Source organism: Hymenobacter cellulosilyticus (assembly GCF_022919215.1).
In the GTDB taxonomy this organism is placed as follows: Bacteria; Bacteroidota; Bacteroidia; order Cytophagales; family Hymenobacteraceae; genus Hymenobacter; species Hymenobacter cellulosilyticus.
Window position 1 is genome coordinate 3,072,602 of record NZ_CP095046.1, and the last position, 16,209, is coordinate 3,088,810.

18 protein-coding genes and 2 pseudogenes are annotated in these 16,209 nt (G+C 59.3%); 11 read left to right on the top strand and 9 right to left on the bottom strand.

What is annotated here, in order from left to right; translation table 11 throughout:
• Positions 1 to 35: 35 nt before the first annotated feature.
• Positions 36 to 806 carry a YgaP-like transmembrane domain gene (locus tag MUN79_RS15120; protein ID WP_244673525.1) on the bottom strand — a complete coding sequence of 257 codons (771 nt, stop codon included), beginning with the start codon at positions 804 to 806 and terminating at the stop codon, positions 36 to 38.
• A 323-nt stretch (positions 807 to 1,129) separates the two neighbouring features.
• Here MUN79_RS15120 and MUN79_RS15125 point away from each other — a divergent pair, with 323 nt between their 5' ends.
• From MUN79_RS15125 to MUN79_RS15145, 5 genes are all read left to right on the top strand, one after another.
• Positions 1,130 to 1,876, top strand: a complete 747-nt coding sequence (locus MUN79_RS15125) for an NADPH-dependent F420 reductase (protein ID WP_262922868.1) — start codon at positions 1,130 to 1,132, stop codon at positions 1,874 to 1,876.
• Between the two features lie 151 nt (positions 1,877 to 2,027).
• The gene (locus tag MUN79_RS15130; protein WP_244673527.1) at positions 2,028 to 2,354 is read left to right on the top strand and encodes a GNAT family N-acetyltransferase; all 327 of its coding nucleotides are present in this window, start codon (positions 2,028 to 2,030) and stop codon (positions 2,352 to 2,354) included.
• 166 nt (positions 2,355 to 2,520) lie between these two features.
• The gene (locus tag MUN79_RS15135; RefSeq protein WP_244673528.1) at positions 2,521 to 3,117 is read left to right on the top strand and encodes a hypothetical protein; all 597 of its coding nucleotides are present in this window, start codon (positions 2,521 to 2,523) and stop codon (positions 3,115 to 3,117) included.
• Positions 3,118 to 3,264: 147 nt separating this feature from the next.
• A complete protein-coding gene (locus MUN79_RS15140) occupies positions 3,265 to 3,501 on the top strand; it encodes an SRPBCC family protein (RefSeq protein ID WP_244673529.1) in 237 nt (78 codons plus the stop codon).
• Between the two features lie 116 nt (positions 3,502 to 3,617).
• Complete coding sequence (locus MUN79_RS15145; RefSeq protein WP_244673530.1) at positions 3,618 to 4,241, top strand: succinate dehydrogenase/fumarate reductase transmembrane subunit; 624 nt, start codon at positions 3,618 to 3,620, stop codon at positions 4,239 to 4,241.
• 74 nt (positions 4,242 to 4,315) lie between these two features.
• Here the strand turns inward: MUN79_RS15145 and MUN79_RS15150 are convergent.
• Both MUN79_RS15150 and MUN79_RS15155 read right to left on the bottom strand, forming a co-directional pair.
• Positions 4,316 to 5,310: pseudogene (locus MUN79_RS15150) on the bottom strand (glycoside hydrolase family 43 protein).
• 137 nt (positions 5,311 to 5,447) lie between these two features.
• Positions 5,448 to 6,008, bottom strand: a complete 561-nt coding sequence (locus tag MUN79_RS15155) for a hypothetical protein (protein WP_244673531.1) — start codon at positions 6,006 to 6,008, stop codon at positions 5,448 to 5,450.
• A 236-nt stretch (positions 6,009 to 6,244) separates the two neighbouring features.
• Between MUN79_RS15155 and MUN79_RS15160 the strand changes: the two genes are divergently transcribed.
• From MUN79_RS15160 to MUN79_RS15170, 3 genes are all read left to right on the top strand, one after another.
• Positions 6,245 to 6,685 carry a hypothetical protein gene (locus tag MUN79_RS15160; protein ID WP_244673532.1) on the top strand — a complete coding sequence of 147 codons (441 nt, stop codon included), beginning with the start codon at positions 6,245 to 6,247 and terminating at the stop codon, positions 6,683 to 6,685.
• Positions 6,686 to 6,792: 107 nt separating this feature from the next.
• Complete coding sequence (locus MUN79_RS15165; RefSeq protein ID WP_244673533.1) at positions 6,793 to 7,341, top strand: hypothetical protein; 549 nt, start codon at positions 6,793 to 6,795, stop codon at positions 7,339 to 7,341.
• 210 nt (positions 7,342 to 7,551) lie between these two features.
• The gene (locus MUN79_RS15170) at positions 7,552 to 8,031 is read left to right on the top strand and encodes a hypothetical protein (RefSeq protein WP_244673534.1); all 480 of its coding nucleotides are present in this window, start codon (positions 7,552 to 7,554) and stop codon (positions 8,029 to 8,031) included.
• Between the two features lie 110 nt (positions 8,032 to 8,141).
• Here MUN79_RS15170 and MUN79_RS15175 read toward each other — a convergent pair whose 3' ends face one another.
• The 3 genes from MUN79_RS15175 to MUN79_RS15185 all read right to left on the bottom strand — a co-directional run bounded on the left by MUN79_RS15175 (position 8,142) and on the right by MUN79_RS15185 (position 11,669).
• The gene (locus tag MUN79_RS15175) at positions 8,142 to 9,347 is read right to left on the bottom strand and encodes an acyltransferase family protein (RefSeq protein WP_244673535.1); all 1,206 of its coding nucleotides are present in this window, start codon (positions 9,345 to 9,347) and stop codon (positions 8,142 to 8,144) included.
• Positions 9,348 to 9,434: 87 nt separating this feature from the next.
• The gene (locus MUN79_RS15180) at positions 9,435 to 10,442 is read right to left on the bottom strand and encodes a hypothetical protein (RefSeq protein ID WP_244673536.1); all 1,008 of its coding nucleotides are present in this window, start codon (positions 10,440 to 10,442) and stop codon (positions 9,435 to 9,437) included.
• 342 nt (positions 10,443 to 10,784) lie between these two features.
• Positions 10,785 to 11,669, bottom strand: a complete 885-nt coding sequence (locus MUN79_RS15185) for an NmrA family NAD(P)-binding protein (protein ID WP_311136491.1) — start codon at positions 11,667 to 11,669, stop codon at positions 10,785 to 10,787.
• Between the two features lie 366 nt (positions 11,670 to 12,035).
• Here MUN79_RS15185 and MUN79_RS15190 point away from each other — a divergent pair, with 366 nt between their 5' ends.
• Positions 12,036 to 12,641 carry a GrpB family protein gene (locus tag MUN79_RS15190; protein ID WP_244673537.1) on the top strand — a complete coding sequence of 202 codons (606 nt, stop codon included), beginning with the start codon at positions 12,036 to 12,038 and terminating at the stop codon, positions 12,639 to 12,641.
• A gap of 186 nt (positions 12,642 to 12,827) precedes the next feature.
• Complete coding sequence (locus MUN79_RS15195) at positions 12,828 to 13,556, top strand: hypothetical protein (RefSeq protein ID WP_244673538.1); 729 nt, start codon at positions 12,828 to 12,830, stop codon at positions 13,554 to 13,556.
• Between the two features lie 46 nt (positions 13,557 to 13,602).
• Here the strand turns inward: MUN79_RS15195 and MUN79_RS15200 are convergent, their stop codons facing one another.
• From MUN79_RS15200 to MUN79_RS15210, 3 genes and pseudogenes are all read right to left on the bottom strand, one after another.
• Entirely contained in the window at positions 13,603 to 13,911 is a 309-nt protein-coding gene (locus MUN79_RS15200; RefSeq protein ID WP_244678414.1) for a hypothetical protein, read from the bottom strand.
• An 83-nt stretch (positions 13,912 to 13,994) separates the two neighbouring features.
• Positions 13,995 to 14,225: pseudogene (locus MUN79_RS15205) on the bottom strand (mechanosensitive ion channel family protein); the annotation flags it as partial.
• Positions 14,226 to 14,380: 155 nt separating this feature from the next.
• Positions 14,381 to 14,695 carry a hypothetical protein gene (locus MUN79_RS15210; protein WP_244673539.1) on the bottom strand — a complete coding sequence of 105 codons (315 nt, stop codon included), beginning with the start codon at positions 14,693 to 14,695 and terminating at the stop codon, positions 14,381 to 14,383.
• Positions 14,696 to 15,525: 830 nt separating this feature from the next.
• Here MUN79_RS15210 and MUN79_RS15215 point away from each other — a divergent pair.
• Entirely contained in the window at positions 15,526 to 16,089 is a 564-nt protein-coding gene (locus MUN79_RS15215; protein WP_244673540.1) for a family 16 glycosylhydrolase, read from the top strand.
• Positions 16,090 to 16,209: the final 120 nt, after the last annotated feature.

Here is a 16,209-nt window from a genome sequence, read left to right on the forward strand (position 1 = left end):
GTTAGTTGGATAACAATACAATAGGGCGGGGCGGCCTAGCCTTTATCGTGCCCGCGGCCCGAGGACTGGCCTTCGATGGTGGGTACTTCGCCGGTTTCCAGCATCATCTTGAAGCGGCGGATGTCGCTGCGAATGAACTCGGCCAGGGCCGGGTTCAGGAGCTTGGCTACGCCCTGGCCCAGGGTGCCGAGCGGGGCCCGGTAGTGCATCACCACCTGCAGCTCGGTGCCCTTGTTGCCCTCGGCCTGCCGAAACCGCACTTCCCCCGACTGGTCGACCTGGGAGCCGGGCAGCGACTGGTAGGCAATCAGGCGGTTGGGCTCGTCCCGGATTATTTCCGAATCCCAGGCTACCGTGCCCAGGCCGCCGGGAATACGCGCCACCCAGTGCGAATGGCGTTCATCCAGCTCCTCGATGCTTTCGATGTGCTCCATGAAGGTCGGCAGGTTCTCGAACCGCCGCCAGTAGCCATACACCTGGTCTATGTCATGGTAAACAGTGAAGGTTTCCTTGATTTCGATAGGCGCGGGCTGCTTGGTCGCCGAGTCGCGCCCGAACACGCTGTTGAGCGGGCAATACCCCGTAGCGCCCCGCAGGGCCAGGCTGGTGCCCAGTGCGGCCAGCCCCACGCCACTTGCCTTTGATTTACTTCGAGTGCCCGCATAAGCCAGGACCGCCCCGGCCAGGGCGGAAAGCACGCGCTCCGTAGGGCCCACATTCACGTGGGAAGTGCCCGTAGCGGGCGTTCGGGGCCGGTAGCCGGCAGATTCTGCGTAGGCGCGAGAAGAACGTTTTTTTGCAGCCATAAGCTATTAGATTTTTGATATATATCCTGGGGCTTACGAAGCTGTTTTGAGCTGGTTCTCAACAGTAAGGCAGGTTTTTTATCGGTCGGCTGCCAAAACCCAACAGTAGAGACGCGTGCTAACCGGCCCGCCGTCTAGTGTCATCCGAGCGGTTACTGGGCCTAGTATGGTGCGGGCAGGTAGTTTGAGCCTGGCTGGCCGTTACTGCGCATCCCGAGAAAATCTGCGCGGCGCGGTTCGTTCTAAAGTGCCCCGCCCGAAAAAGCAAAATGCCGACCTGCGCTGTTTAACCACCTGCGGCGGCGCAGTGCCAACGCTTAACCATGCAAACTACCCCGACTATGAACATTGGAATTATCGGCGCCGGCCACATCGGCAGTGCCCTCACCGTGCGGCTTACCGGCCTGGGCCATACCGTTTACGTTGCCAATTCCCGTGGCCCCGAGACCCTGCAGGACCTGGCCCAGAAAACTGGCGCTACGGCCGTTACGGCCGAGGAAGCCGTTCAGCGCGGCACCGACCTCATCGTAGTGACCATTCCGCTCAAGAACATTCCAGACTTGCCCCAGGGCCTACTAGCAGGTGTGCCAGCCGAAGTGCCCGTCATCGATACCAGCAACTACTACCCCATGCTGCGCGACGGGCAGATTCCGGAGTTGGAAACCGGCAGCCTGACCGAGAGTGAATGGGTGCAGCAGCACCTGGGCCGCTCCGTGGTAAAGGTGTTCAACAACATCTACGCCCACCACATCGAGCAGAAAGGGCAGCCCGCGGGCACGCCCGGCCGCATTGCCTTGCCCGTAGCCTCCGACGATGCCGCGGCCAAACAAAAGGTAATGGCCCTGGTGGAAGAATTAGGCTTTGACGCGGTGGATGCTGGTACCCTGCACGAGTCGTGGCGGCAGCAGCCGGGCACGCCCGCGTACGGCGCCGACCTGCCGGCCGATAAGCTGCGCGAGAACCTGCAGAGCCTCGGCACCGAGCGCACGGAGGCCCAGCACGAGGAGTTCAAGGCCAACCATGCCCAGCAAGAGCAGGCCATGGCGGCCCAGGGCATCAAGCTGAAGTAGCAGCTGGCGGGCTTTCCGGCCAGGAAAGCCCTGCGTTTTCGGCACCCATAGAAGCGCTGCCCCGAGGTATCGAGGCGGCGCTTTTTATTTCGGCGCAGCATCTTAACCCTTCCTCTACTACTTTTAGCCCGTTACTTATCCGTTGCCTTCTATGAAACCCGAATTTCAAGATCTGCCGCTTGTCGACAACAGCGGCAGCCACCGCTTCGAGCTGACCGTAAATTATTCCACCGCCTTTATGGAGTACGGCGACCGGGAAGAAGCCCTGGCCCTGTTTCACACCGAAGTGCCGGCCCAGCTGGAAGGGCAGGGGGTAGGCTCGGCCCTAGTGGAGAAAGTGCTGGCCGAAGTCGAGCGGCGGGGGCAACTGCTGATTCCGCTGTGCCCCTTTGTGACCAGCTACCTGAAGCGCCACCCCGAGTGGCAGCGGCTGGTGGCTCCTGGTTACCAGCGCTGGTTTCAGCCAGCTGCGCAATAGCCCTCGGCCAAAAACCGATAAGCTGGGTTGCCTCCGAAAGCCGGCATAAGCGGGCCGGGGCGGGCCGTTACGGCCTTGCTGAATGAGAAGCGCAAGTACCCTTTGCCGCCGCGGCGCACTAGATAGTATCCTTTTTCTGTATTCCTTACCCTAGCTGTCAAGCTCCATGAAATCCTTTTCTCTGCCGGCGGTCCTGCTCTGCCTGGCTTCCTGCCAAAGTGCCCCTTCTGCTGAAAAAGCTATTCCTGCGGCTACCCCGCCCAGCCAGACTACCGCTGCCGAGCCAAAAAATCCGGAGCATATCGAGGCGAACATGGTAACCGTCAACGGCAAGCCGCATGAGCACCTGACGACCCAGCTGCTGATCAGTCAACTGGGCCGCCCCGACAGCATTGCTAAAGGCGCCGTGGAGTGCGGCGGCGAGCTGGAAACGGTGAACAATGCCAACGCCGACGTCTGGTATTATGGCAAAACCTGCTACGAAGTGGCCGGTACCCAGGCCGTACTCAGCAGCTTCGATGTGACGACGGGCAAGTTTCAGGGTAAGGTAGGCAAGCTCGTGCTCAACCAGAATACCACTCTGGAAGATGTCCGCCGCTACTATCCCGTTTCGGCCAAGGAGGCCGAGACGCCTGCCACCGGCCGGCCGGGTGAGGAAATGGGTATACCCTTTTATCACAACGGAACCCCAGTAGATGCTTCTCTTAATTTGATATTCAAAAATGGCCGCCTGCAGGAAGTCGAGTTTTTCCAGCCCTGCTAACGGGTAGTCCTTGCTGGCGGGGCATCATTTGCCTCGCCGGTGCGGGCTATAAGCCACTCCTGTAAGTAGCAGGAAACCAGGACGAAAAACTTCCGGTGGCCCAGCAGGTTTTTCTTGACTGCAGCAATTGCAACTTAGCAAAGCCAGGTGGACTCGCCATTCGTTATGCAGCAGCGCTACCCGGCCCCGATTGAACAGGTCTGGGAAGCATTAACCAACGAAAACAGCATGTGGGCCTGGTATTTTCCCCAGCTGAAGCGGTTTGAGCCGGTGGTTAGCTTTGCCTTCGAGTTTGCGGCGGACGGAGAAAAGCAGGTCCCGACCGGGCTGTACTTCAGCTGGTCGTATAGGCTGCGCTTACGCAAACGGGCCGTCCCAAGGTGAACGTGCCCGGAGCGGGCGTGCTGCCCTGCGGCATAGTCTAGATTAAGCTGGGCTGGTAGCCAAGGTCAATATATTTATTGCCTAATATTGCGCCCGTCCACTAAGCTGACCATTTCATGCAACGAGTCGTGACGGTTCATTACTGGTCGGGTCTGCTCCTGACCAGCTTTATTCTGGTTCACCTCGTCAACCACGTAGCGGCCCTGGGCGGCGCCTCGGCGCACTTGGAACTGATGCAGGCACTGCGGGTAGTGTACCGACAGCCGGTGGTAGAAGCGGTGCTGCTGCTGGCCGTGGCGGGGCAGGGAATAACTGGAATCCGGCTGGCGGTCAAGTTGCGGCGCGTGGCGCATAGCCGGGCCGAGCGGCTACAGATTTATTCGGGACTGTACCTGGCTTTCTTTCTGCTGGTGCACACGGGTGCAGTACTTACCGGCCGGCTTTATATGGACCTGGATACCAACCTGTACTTCGGGGCGGCGGGCATCAACACCTTTCCATTTAGTCTGTTTTTCGTGCCGTACTACACCTTGGCCGTATGTGCGGTGTTTCTACACCTGGCGGCCGTGCACTACCGCAAAGGAGCCGCGGTGTTCGGCCCGCAGGCTGCCCGCTGGCAGGCGCTGATTCTGGCAGGCCTGGGTGGGCTGGTAGCATTGCTTATCCTTTATGGACTCACCAACGGCTGGCGCGGGCTGCCCATCCCGGCGGTGTATCTGAAATCACTAGGCCTGGGCTAAGCAGGGCCTGTTAGCTTCACTCTCAACTAAAGCTCGTGCTACGCTTGCAAGTCGGAGCTCAGCAGAGTAGAGCGCTACAGCTTCCGCGGGGCCACGCCTTCCTGGGTAATCTTCACCGGCTGAATGCGGCCCTGGGCGTCAAAATACATTCGGTCGATGCAGGTGACGCGGTGGTTCATGTCGGTTTCGCCCAGGGGCCGGCGGTGATACACGATGTACCACTCATCCTTGCCCGGCACCTGAATGACGGAGTGGTGGCCGGCCCCGGTAGCCACGGCCGGGTCCTGCTGCAGGATTTTGCCCACCCGTTGGAAGGGCCCGAGGGGCGAATCGGCCACGGCGTAGGCCACCGAGTAGTCGGGCCCGGCCCAGCCGCCCTCACTCCACATGAAGTAGTACTTGCCCCCGCGCCGGAACATGATAGGGCCCTCCACATAGTTCTGGGGGTAATTTCCTTGAAAGTCTGCCCGTCGGGGAAGGGCAGGAAGCCGGTGAAATCAGGCTTGAGCCGGGCAATATTGCAGTGCGACCAGCCTCCGTAAATCAGGTAGTACTGCCCGTCCTGGTCCTGAAACACGAACTGGTCGATAGGCTGGGCTCCGTTGTGAATGTTGCCAATCAGCGGCTTGCCCAGGTAATCTTTGAAAGGACCCTCGGGCCGGTCGGCCACGGCCACCCCGATGCCGCCTACTTCGCCCTCGTGCACATCGTTGGCCCCGAAAAACAGGAAATATTGCTTGCCCTTCTGCACCACGGCCGGGGCCCACATGGCCCGCCGCGCCCACCGAATGCTAACGGTGTCGATAATGCGCGGGTGCTTGGTCCAGTGCACCAGGTCGGGCGAGGAAAAGGCGTCCATAAACACCTGCTTGTCAAACGGGGCAGAGTAGGTGGGGTACACCCAGTACTGCTTGCCGAAAATAACGGCCTCCGGGTCGGCGTACCAGCCGGGGAAAACCGGGTTGCCGGCCGCCGCGGCGGCTACTTTCGGCCGGGCCGGGGTTTGGGAAAAGGCCGTCCGCGTCAGAAACAAAGTGGCCAGAACACTCAGCAACAAAAGCTTTTTCATGCCCGCATAATACAAGTAAATTTTTACTGGTATTAGCTTCTGCGCAGCAAGGCCCCGCGGCCGGTAGCGTATAGCATAGCTACAGCCAGCCGCGGGGGCCTGCCCGCCTTTGCCGCGCCATCAGCCAGAGTAGCTGCTTAAGCCACCCGGCCCGAGTCGGGCCGCGGGCCGGCGGCCTTGCGAAACAGGAAGGCCGAAGCCAGCCACATTCCCACGAAAAGCAGATTCCCGACAAATCCCCGGGTTACATCGGGGGTGAACTCAGGCTGCCAGAACAGCAGCGCCGCCAGCGGAGCCAGGAATTGCGTTAGAGCCGCCGCCAGCATCGTACGGGCCAGGGCCTGTGGCCGCAGCCGGGCCAGAAATGCGCCTACAAAAGCTGTCAGGTATACCGCACCAAACATCAGGTTCGCCGGATTCGGCCCGCTCCCAATGATGCCAACGGCCAGATTGGCCCATAGGGAAAGAAAGCCCGCGGCCAGTGCTACACCCACGGCGAGGCGGTAGGTCAGGCTGCCCGCCCGACTCGCCAGCAGTTGGTAGGCCAGGCCCGTGCCGAAGATCAGGCCGCCGGCCACAACGAAGTCCGACAGAGTCCAGTTTACTTCCGCGGTAAACTGCATGGCCACCAGGGGCACCGAAAGCAGGCAGGTGGTTATCAGCGCCGGGCGGACGAGATGTTGAAAAGGCAGAGTCATGACAGGAAAAGTTATGGTTGAACAAATAAATGAAGCGCGACGAGCTCCTGCAGTCCGACCTTTATACCAGGCAAGTCAGGGAGAGAAGCGAGGATGAAGCGAAGTAAACAAAAGAACTTTGTATTTCAAAGTAAATAGTGCGTTGATTTTCTCCCTGCCCACCAAGGCCAGTCCGGCTGGTCCGCTTCGAAAACTATGCGTTACTTCGAGCCGCAAGTGCTTGACCACCGTTCGTGATGAAAACTGTTCTATCTGCCCGGGTTGCGGCCCACGGGATACTGCTCATTCTGACCCTGGTTGTGCTGTTTCACCTCCTGGTCCTGACCGGCGTCATTCCGTTCGACATCGTGTGGGGCGGGCGGCTGAAGAGCTTTCAGGAGATGCTGCAGTTTGAAACCGTATCCATAGGGTTGAACCTGCTGATGCTGGTCGTAGCGGGCATTGCGGCAGGACGGCTGCGGGTGCGCGTCAGCCGGCTGCTGCTTAAAGGTGCTCTGTGGCTTATGACAGGCCTTTTTCTGCTCAATACCGTGGGCAACCTGCTGGCGCACACTGACCTGGAAAGACTGGTTTTTACCCCCCTCACGCTTTTGCTGGCCCTGTTCAGTTTGCGGCTGGCCCTTGAGCGGGAACCGGCACCGGCATCCTCTGCTAATACCGGCCCGGAAGCCGGGTAAGTGCGGCTCCCAGGTCACTCATTGGGGCTCCAAACCACTTCCGGCTGTCTTATGCCTGCTGATTTCCTCCCCGAAGCCTTATGCGGATATTAATTCTACTTTCGGTAATGCTGCTAGGCGCCTGTTCGGCTCCGGAGCGGGAGCAGGCCCCGGCGGTTCCCGCGGGGTTTGTGCAGCATACTATCGTTTGGCAGCCTAAACCCGAACTTGCTTCGCCCACAGGCTCCCTGACCCTAGCCGTGCCGGCCCAATACGATACGCTGCTGACCTGGCTCGATGCGGCCGACACGCCCAATGGCGACCGTTGCAAGTACCGGATGGGAAGCTCATCGGGCTGCCTGCGGCAGGAAAGCGGCTTTTACCGTGAGGGTACGTTTTGCAAAGACACCCTGGACCGACTGACTATTTCCACCAAAACGAGCTTCGGAACGCCGGAAAGCCTGACGAGTCTAGCCCGCTACATCCAGCACACGAACGAAGCCAACCAGAGCGTTGGGGCGCCGCCCACCGTCTGGAAATCCAAAAAGGTGAAGGTGATTAATGGTCGGCCCTTCTCCATTGTGGAGTTCATCGGCCCTGCCCCAGGATTCCGGAGCCTTATGCTCAGGTGCGGGCAGCTACTGTGGTCCAGGGCCGGCACCGCTCGTGGGAAGTAGAGCTGCTCTTTGAATGCAAGCAAACAGACTGCGCCCGCCTGGCAGAGCAAGCCTACACAACCCTGCAGTCGGTTCGGATAGACACGGCCGCCATTCGCCGGTAAGAAGGTTATCCCGTTGCCCGCAGCGTCCCATCTTATACTATTGTTCCGCGGCTAGGCGTTAACCAAAAAGGCTTTACCAAGTATACCGCAATTCTTATTTCTGTTCATGCGTAACCTGATCTTTCCCTCACTTATTCTCCTTGCTGCCGCGAGCAAGGCCATGGCCCAAACCGACTGCGCCCGGCCTGAAATTCAGCTGTTGCGCAACAGTCAGGCCCTGCCCGCTACGGCCGCTGCCCTGGTCACTACTGCTACGCTGCGGGTCGCGCCGGCAGCGGGATGCCCCGAGCAAAGCTACCGGTTCCGGCACGCTGAAATAACCCTGGTGCGCCACGGCCGGCCGGTGCTGCCCATCCAGCTTGCTGAGAAGCCTCAGCTGGACCTGCGCCCTTTCCAAAGCCACTACCAGACCGGCGACCAGCTGCGCGTATTTATTGCCTACCAGAACATTGCCACTGTGGCGCCCGATGGTACCCTTACACCCTTGCTATCTGCCAAGGACGCCAAGTCCCGGCCCGGTAAGCTCGACCTGCAAACCGCCGACTCGAAGGGCATTACCTATACCTTGCCGCTGGCAAAGCCGTAGTTACGTGGATGATCTAAAAGCAAAACCGGGCCAGCTAGTTTCTTATCAGCTGGCCCGGTTTTGCTTTTACAGGCACCGCTAACCTTGCCTCTTAATCCACGCGGGGTGAGTTAGCTGGCCGCAACGCGGCTTGCAGCACTTGGGCTTTTGGTAATAAATGGCCGCTCGGCTACTAAGTAAAATAAATAGCAGCAGGCGGTTATCAGCGGAGTAGCCACAAACACGAATAGCAGAATAGAGGGCAGGGGAGCCAAGTTCAGCGGAATGGCCACATATTTGGAAAACACCTGCAGCAGCGGCGCATGCACCAGATACAGGCTGTAAGCAAAAGTGCCAATAAGTACCAGCGGCCGCCAGGATAAGTAGCGGTGAGTGGTGGCCATCCGGCCAGTAGATACGGCTAGGAGGAGGCCAGCCGAAAACAGCCCCATCAGCAGATCTGACAGCACTACGAAGGCGTGGTTGTTGCCATTGGTATTAAGCCTTTGCAGAACAAGTGTAGCCACTGGCGTGACAAGTAGAATTAGGTTGAGTGGAATTCTATTCCGCCAGCTTATCATACTTTCCTGCTGAGTAAAGGACAGCTCTGCGGCTAACATTCCAATAGCAAACAGTCCCAAATAGTCGGCGCTGATGGAAACCGGATTTAGGCCAGTCTGGTCGAAGCCCGCCAGCAAAACAGTAAGACCATAAAGCAGCAGGCCGCTGCCCACTGTAAGGGCGGTAGTGCGCAAGGCGCCTAGCCGCCGCCATATGTACACCAGCAGCGGAAAGGCAAAGTAAATTCGCCACTCAACCGATATGGACCAGAAAACATGGTTGATTTTATAGCACGTGCTGTAGAACAAGTCTTGTAGCAAGAGCAGATGAGTAACTATATCGGTGCTGGTTACGGGAATGGCAATGTCCCAGTGCGTGCCGGTCTGCTCCCCGATTACTGTATAGATTAAGAGCATCGAAAAAGCCAAGGCCAGGTAGTAAGGTGGCAGAATCCGTTTGGCTCTTTTGGCGAAGAACTCTCTGGGACCTACCTTCATATGGCCTTTGTTGCGGACAATAGGCAGCATCAGGCAGAAGCCGGAAATAACGATAAACATATCGACTGCCAACCGCCCGTGGCCAAACAGAAAGGTAAAGGCCTTTACTGGAATTGAGGCAATTGAGCCAGCCGGAACGGTAGCTGCCGTAAATGTCCCGTTGATTTGGGTCAGGGCGTGGTGTAGCACCACATACAAGGCTGTTAGGCCGCGCAACCCGTCCAGATACGCTAAGTGTCCTTGAGTTACTTTCTTGCTAACCGGTTCTACTACTTCCATTACTGTTCAACAGGGATACGTAAGGGAGGTGGCTATTTAACCTAGCCGCTCCCCTTTTGAAGTTTCTAATAGCTACGGGCAAAAGACCTATTTGAAGTATAGCTGCTTGGTGTAGTACAGGATGTCCTTCAGGAATTTTGTGTCCGTGGGCTTTTTCAGAAGGTAGGAAACGGCATTCTTAGAAAACCTGCCAAATTCCTTTTTGGAGAGAGCGGCAATAGCGTCTTCCCGGAGCACGATATCCTTGTTGGTTTGGCGCTGCTCGTGGAGCAGCTGATCAATGCGGGCGGGCAGGTTGCTGGTGAAGTCACGTATGACTTTGTATTTTTCGGGTAACGATAAGTTACCAAACTCAACAGTGAACAGCGGGGCCAACAAACTGTCTACTACCGGCTTTTTTTCCGGCTGCCAGTAGTGGAAAATATAGGAGTCGCAGGGGTGCATCTGGGTTCTTTTCTGCAGGATAAAGGAAAAGGCCAGCTGCTCGCTCAGGAGTGATTTGGAAACGGTGTAGAACTCATCCGTGAGCATATACACGTCGGCTAGGTACGGATGCACTTCCGGGGAGAAGGCCAGTGCCCCGGCATTCCAGGAGCGGTAAGACGCATCGTAGCGCTCCTCGCCCACGGTGGTAGCAAACGGCTTATCAGCAATCAACCCGACCAAGTCCCGGGCTTCCTTGGAGAACTCCTGGCGCTCTTCCAGGGTATACTCGGCCTTGTGCATAAAGCTCACACCAGGCTTTATCCGCTCAATCAACTGGGCCGGGTCCGCAATGAAGAAGGTATCCGAATCGGTATACACCAGGTCGGCCGCCGGATATTTGGTAAAGACTTGCTCGATAACGGCAATTTTCAGCCGATGAATAAAGTTGTGCTGACCCTTCATCTCCCGGATTTTTTCGGCCGTCAGCAGGGCGTATTCCACGTCCAATCCTTCCAGATAAGGCAGGAAGTATTCGGGGTTGTCGGTGAAGATAATCGTTTTAGTGGCTGACGCATTGTCGCTATACAGGCTCCAAAAGCTCAGGACAGTCAGGATGGCTCGTCTGTATTCGGACTCTCTTCCGTAGGATATAAGAACGAAGGTGTTCATCAGCTTCTTTTAAGGGCTTGTGCAGTATAAATGGGCGCTATTTGGGCCGTTCAAGGTACCATGTAATTAGTTTACTTAGTGCCATTTTTTAGTGTGGGAGCCCGAGGAACGCAGCAGTATTAAGTGCTGATTAAATTCTTTTCGCTGTGCAAGAAAAAGAAAATCAGGTATTTGGCAGGCTGAGTGTCGTGCCTTATTTCGCTGATAAGAGAAACTCCAAAAGGCCGCACCACCCGGATACTTTCGGGGCGACGCGGCCTTTTTTTGTAGGCGCTCATCTGCGCATATGACGCTGGCGGCGGAGCAGGCCCACACTCAAGCCGGCCCATCAGCAGCCGGTTGTTAAACCTTACCAGTCAGCATTTCCCGCACCTTGGTCCAGCGGATTTCCGGGTACCGGTCGTTGTCAAGGGGCTCAGGCAGCTTGGCCTGGCCGCTGAGCATGTTGTGCAGATACTGCATGCCCTGCCAGGGCGGGAACACCTCGTTTTTGGCCGGCGCTACTGTCTTGGTTACCTTAATGAGCCCGGCCAATACGCCCAAGCTACCGGCCCGCAGCAGCTTAAACTCCTGACCCGTGGCCGCCTGGGCCGCAGCCTGCAGGCCGCGGATAGTAGCCACTTCGCCAGCCACGCGCAAGTAGCGGGGCGTGGTAGGGTCCAGGGCGGCCGCGGCGGTGTACTCGGCCGTGTTGACCATCGTGGTAAAGTCCAGGGGCTGATCAGCGCTGCCCCAGTACAGCACCCGGCGCGGACCGGTCAGAATCACCGGGGCCTGACCCTTGAGCAGGTCCATAAACATGCCGTTGAGCACCGACGTGGCTTGAATAGGCGCTTTGGCCAGGCGGCGGGCAAACTCCCGGCGCAGGTCGAAGTTGCGGTTGGAGCCTTCGGGCAGGCGGGTGAAGTCGGCGGAGTAGTCGGAGGGAATAAAGCGGGGCACGCCGGCTGCCACGGCTGCTTCCAGCAGCTGGGTCTGGGCTTCCACGATTACCGGCCGCAGCCCCGATAAGGCCGATACCACGCAGGCGGCGCCGGCACAGACCCGGGCGAGGGCCGCCGCATCGTCATACTCCACGGCCACTACTTCGGCGCCCTGCAGGCGCAGGGAAGTGGCCTCGGCGCCGGTGGTGGCCAGAGGGCGCACTAGGGCCCGCACGGTAGCTCCACGTTGGCGCAGGGCATGGGCAATCAGTAGGCCCAGGGCCCCGGTAGCGCCAGCCAGCACGATGGGAGCCGCTGCATTGGTAGAAGAGTCGGAGGGGGAACGGTGGATGTTGGGGTCATTGGTTCAGGGGTGAATGCCGTAAGCAACAAGAAAACTCTGCCGGAGTTAGTTGGCGCCAGCTCGAATATCGTTTCGCCGGCCAGCTGGTAACGAATCAGGCCGTCGTGCTGGTCCCGGTAAAAGGTTGGCCGAGGTCCGGTGCCACGCCGGGCGGCGTTCTTACAGGGCGGAAAGTTTTTCTGCTGGTGTTTGCCATACGTAGCTCCCCGGGGCAAGGTCGGGCAGAAGAAGGAGCAGAAGGTGCGGCGAGCAGGCCGTGCTGGACCAGAAGTTCTATTTTCGCGTTCCGTCTACTGCGTCTGCCCCATGACTTTCCCCACTTTCTTTCCTCCTTCCCGCCCCGTGGTACTAGAGGCCTACCGCCCGGACTGGGCCGGGGAGTACCAGCAGCTAGCGGCCCGCCTGCAGCAGGCCGCCGGGCCGACCATAGTACGTCTTGACCATATCGGCTCCACGGCCGTGCCCGGTTTATGTGCCAAAGACGTCATCGACGTGCAACTGACCGTCGCTAGTCTGGAAGAGGCGGCCGGCAACCTTACCGGAGTGCTACGGCAGGCGGGTTTTCGGCAGGGCGAGAGTTGGCAGTACGACATCTTTCACGCGCTGCCCGCCGCCTCGCCGGAGCTACGCAAGCTCTACATGCGGGAGCCGGAGGGAGAGCGGCGTATGCACCTGCACATTCGGGAAGCAGCTCGCTTTAACGCGCGCTTTGCCTTGCTTTGCCGCGACTACCTGCGCGCCCAAGACCCAGCCCGCCAGGAGTATGCCCTGCTCAAGCAGCGGGCGGCGCACCTGTTTCCGACCAGCATTGATGGTTACCTGTTTCTCAAGGAACCCGTTTTTCATCTGCTCTATCAGGCAGCGGAGCTATGGGCGGAAAAAACGGGCTGGCGTTTGCCGGCGCCGCAGTAGCTGGTGCCGCTGGGCCTCGTTTTATAGCTGCTGTCCGGTTGGCTTAAGCTTGATCTGCCGCTACGGACGGCCTCGGACAGGCCCGGTTACGTATTCTGCCAAAAGCAGTAACGGGCCCGGCCCCCTACGGATATGGCGAACAATCAACCTGCGCAGACTATAACCGGCTTACGAGCAGGCTGCCCCATGCTACTGCGCCGAGTCGCGGCAGTCGTGCCCGTGCTGGCCTTGCTGGCGGCTAGTCTTACGGCTTGCTCCGACGAGGCAGCCCGGCGTGAAAACTCCGAATTGCGCGTTGACCAGCCCACACCGGCCGCTGCAACCAATGAAGCCGCCGCTACCGAAGCTGCGCCGGCTCCACCGCCAACCGTTTCTGCTACCACTGCCGGCCGCCGCTACCGGGTGCGGTCTGAAGCGGCGTATTTCTATGATTCGCCCGGGAAAACCAAGCCCACGGGACAATACCTGCGCCGCGGCGACGTGCTTTACGGCGAGGAGGACGGCAACGGATTTATCCGCACTCAGTTTGTAAGTCAGACTGGTGCTACCGTCACGGGCTGGCTGAAAGTGGAGGAAGTAAGTCGGCTGACGGCCAGCCCGGCCTCCCGGCCCGCTCCGGCGCGGCCGGCTGCTTCAGTTCCCGCCACCTCTTCGGAAACAGACGTGGCGCTAGGCCCCGAACCTACCCGCGCTACTAGTGGCAGCGGTACCCGCAAAGCCGTAGTGCAGGCGGGGCGCGCCTATTTCTACAATACGCCCGACCTGCTGACGCCCCGCCGGGCCTACTGCGAGCAGGGCGACAAAGTGAACTTGGGGCAGGAGCAGGGCGAGGCCGTCTACGTTACCTTTACCAACTGGGAAAAGGTAACTACCCGGGGCTGGATGAAAAAAGAAGCATTGCGCTTGCCGGAGTAGAAGAGGCATACGTCCCGGTTTTGCCGCAACGCCGGGTAGTGGCAGCTCAGCCGGCTTGGTGGGTAAAAGCGGTGGGAGCCGGGCCTGGTAGCAGCACCCGGGTGTTGGGCAGGCTGCCGGGAAATTCGCGCTGCAGAAACGTAATAAGCTGCTCACGCACGGCGCAGCGCAATTCCCACACGTTGCCGGCATTGGCGGCACTGACCAAGGCCCGCAGTTCCAGGGTGCGCTCCTTGGCATCGGTGACGTGCAGCACGCACACGCGTTGGTCCCAGAGTGGGTGGGCCTCCAGGATGCGGCGCAGCTCGGTGCGGACGGCTTCCACGGGCACGGTATAGTCGGTTTGCAGGTGCACGGCCCGGTAAGGCGGGCACTGGTGCGGGTCCAGTTCTGAAAGGGCTTTTCAATGAAATAGTTGAGCGGCAGCACCAGGCGGCGCTCGTCCCAGATGCTGAGCACCACGTAGGTAAAGGTGATTTCCTCGACCCGGCCCCATTCGCCTTCCACCACCAGCACGTCGTCGATGCGGATGGGCTGGGTGAAGGCAATCTGGAAGCCGGCCAGCAGGTTGCTGATGGAGCGCTGAGCGGCAAAGCCCACAATTACGCTGGCAATACCGGCCGAGGTAAGCAAGCCAGTGCCCAGGCGGCGCACCGTTTCAAAGCTCATCAGTACCAGCCCCACGGCCACGAAGGCAATCAGCGACACGGCCAGCTTCTTGACGAACTGCAGCTGGGTGAAAAGCTTACGCACCCGCAGGTTGTCGGCGCCCTCCAGGCGGTAGCGCTGCTGCACCAGGTCCTGAAGCACGTCCACGGTTTTGATCAGGCCCCAGGCAAAGGAGAGGACCAGGGCCACTTCCACCAGGCGGCGCAGCACCTCGAAAGGCTTGGGCGGCAGCGGCACCAGGGCAGGAGCAGGGAAATAGTCAGGACCGGGAAAAACCAGGCGCTGGCCAGGTTCAGGTGCTGAGCCACCGAGCGGGCCAAAACGGAATCCTCGCGCCGCCCAAATGCCCGCAGCACGCTGAAAACAGCGTATTTGAGTACCAGCCCGAGCAGCAGGCCACCGAGCAGAATGCCCAGGGTGGCGAAAATGTCGGGGAAATGGGAGAGCAGGTGGGCAACAGTTTCTTTCATACAAACAGGACCCGCCAGAGCACGGCAGGCAGTAGGCACGTGTACCCGCGCCGCCCCGGAAAGGTTAGCCGCTGCCATACCAACCAGCCGCCGCCGACATACCACACCCGGTATTTTGCCGTTAGCAGACAAATGCGGGCAGTAGCATAGTGATGAACTACGCCCAGATACTTAATCTTGTAACAAAGTCTGGCTTGGTGCCAGCGTGAAGCCCGGCTGTTTTCGGAGCACGAAAAAGCCGCCGGCCAGTTAAGATTTTTTTCCTGCCGCTCCCGCAGGCTGCCCGCTCCGGGTAGCCAGGCCGGCCGGGCGGTATTTGCTAGTATGAAGAAAAGTGTTCTGCTGATTCTATTGCTGAGCCTCAAGCTGGTGGCCTTTGCGCAATCCAAGCTGAAGCCTAAGGCCGACCTGCTGAAAGATTATAACCTGGTATTGGAGGAAACCTTCGACAGCCTGGCTCATCCGTCGGAGCTATCCGAGCGGTGGCAGTTTACCAGCGACCAGGCTACGGGCTCCGCCGGTGGGGGTGAATATTACGTGGACCCGACGACCAATAACTGGGCAAATATGGAGCTGCGGCGCGAAGGAGTCACGTCCTACCTGCGGCTGCGGTCTGAGCTGATTATGCCCGCCGACTCCGACTACCAGAAGCGGGAAATCTACCCCGACCCCGCCGACCCGACCCGCAAGCCTCGCATAGCCAAGTTTCGCTCGGCCCTGCTCATGACCAAGCGCGGGGTGGCCGGGCCGGTTTTCGACCCTCCCTGCACGCCCGAGAATAACCCCGGCGGCTACTCCCGGGCTTTCTGTACGGCGTCTTCCAGGTGCGGATGCGGGTGGCTAAAAAGCCGACCTTCCCCGCCTTTTGGCTGTGGGGCGAGCCGCCACACGCCGGCAGCTGGCCCACGGGCCTGCAGGTCAATATCTACGAAGGCCGGGACTACAAGTACAATACCAGCCGGGTATTCGGCGTGGGCTATGATGATGAGGCCGATAAATTCGTGCCCCACCGCGGCGAATTTGTCTGGGTGAAAACGGAAGGTTACGCCGACCTGGCCGACGACTTTCATGTGTACACCGGCGTGTGGACGCCCACGGAAATATCGTTCTTCCTCGACGACACCAAAATCGTCACGTTCAACGATTCCACCATCATGCGCCAGTACAACCGGTGCCCCACGGCCCTGATTGTCTCCCTTCAGATGTGGCCCTGGTACACCGAAGGGTCCCACCTCGACGTGGATTATATTCGGGTGTACAAGCCCAAGAACAACTCCAACGAGTACCCCAGCGTCGAGTACGACGCCCGCGCCAAGCCAGTCAGCTTTTTCGAGCGGGTCAGGCGCCTGTTTACTCCCACCATGCCCTTCACCGCCATGAAGGAATTGCCCTAGCAGGATATTAGCATACTGACAAGCCAGTAATTAGCTTGAGCGTTTCACAACTAGCCTTTCGGCTGTGGCTGACGTACCTGCTCATTCCGTGGGCGACCCGGTCTCACGCTGCCCGGCAGC

Bases quoted from the DNA above. Each gene is read 5' to 3' on its own strand.
- MUN79_RS15195 (WP_244673538.1), top strand. From the start codon at position 12,828: ATGCTACTGCGCCGAGTCGCGGCAGTCGTGCCCGTGCTGGCCTTGCTG.
- MUN79_RS15130 (WP_244673527.1), top strand. From the start codon at position 2,028: ATGAAACCCGAATTTCAAGATCTGCCGCTTGTCGACAACAGCGGCAGC.
- MUN79_RS15155 (WP_244673531.1), bottom strand. From the start codon at position 6,008: ATGACTCTGCCTTTTCAACATCTCGTCCGCCCGGCGCTGATAACCACC.
- MUN79_RS15180 (WP_244673536.1), bottom strand. From the start codon at position 10,442: ATGAACACCTTCGTTCTTATATCCTACGGAAGAGAGTCCGAATACAGA.
- MUN79_RS15165 (WP_244673533.1), top strand. From the start codon at position 6,793: ATGCTGCTAGGCGCCTGTTCGGCTCCGGAGCGGGAGCAGGCCCCGGCG.
- MUN79_RS15190 (WP_244673537.1), top strand. From the start codon at position 12,036: ATGACTTTCCCCACTTTCTTTCCTCCTTCCCGCCCCGTGGTACTAGAG.
- MUN79_RS15215 (WP_244673540.1), top strand. From the start codon at position 15,526: ATGCGGGTGGCTAAAAAGCCGACCTTCCCCGCCTTTTGGCTGTGGGGC.
- MUN79_RS15160 (WP_244673532.1), top strand. From the start codon at position 6,245: ATGAAAACTGTTCTATCTGCCCGGGTTGCGGCCCACGGGATACTGCTC.
- MUN79_RS15175 (WP_244673535.1), bottom strand. From the start codon at position 9,347: ATGGAAGTAGTAGAACCGGTTAGCAAGAAAGTAACTCAAGGACACTTA.
- MUN79_RS15120 (WP_244673525.1), bottom strand. From the start codon at position 806: ATGGCTGCAAAAAAACGTTCTTCTCGCGCCTACGCAGAATCTGCCGGC.
- MUN79_RS15135 (WP_244673528.1), top strand. From the start codon at position 2,521: ATGAAATCCTTTTCTCTGCCGGCGGTCCTGCTCTGCCTGGCTTCCTGC.
- MUN79_RS15170 (WP_244673534.1), top strand. From the start codon at position 7,552: ATGCGTAACCTGATCTTTCCCTCACTTATTCTCCTTGCTGCCGCGAGC.
- MUN79_RS15145 (WP_244673530.1), top strand. From the start codon at position 3,618: ATGCAACGAGTCGTGACGGTTCATTACTGGTCGGGTCTGCTCCTGACC.
- MUN79_RS15210 (WP_244673539.1), bottom strand. From the start codon at position 14,695: ATGAAAGAAACTGTTGCCCACCTGCTCTCCCATTTCCCCGACATTTTC.
- MUN79_RS15125 (WP_262922868.1), top strand. From the start codon at position 1,130: ATGCAAACTACCCCGACTATGAACATTGGAATTATCGGCGCCGGCCAC.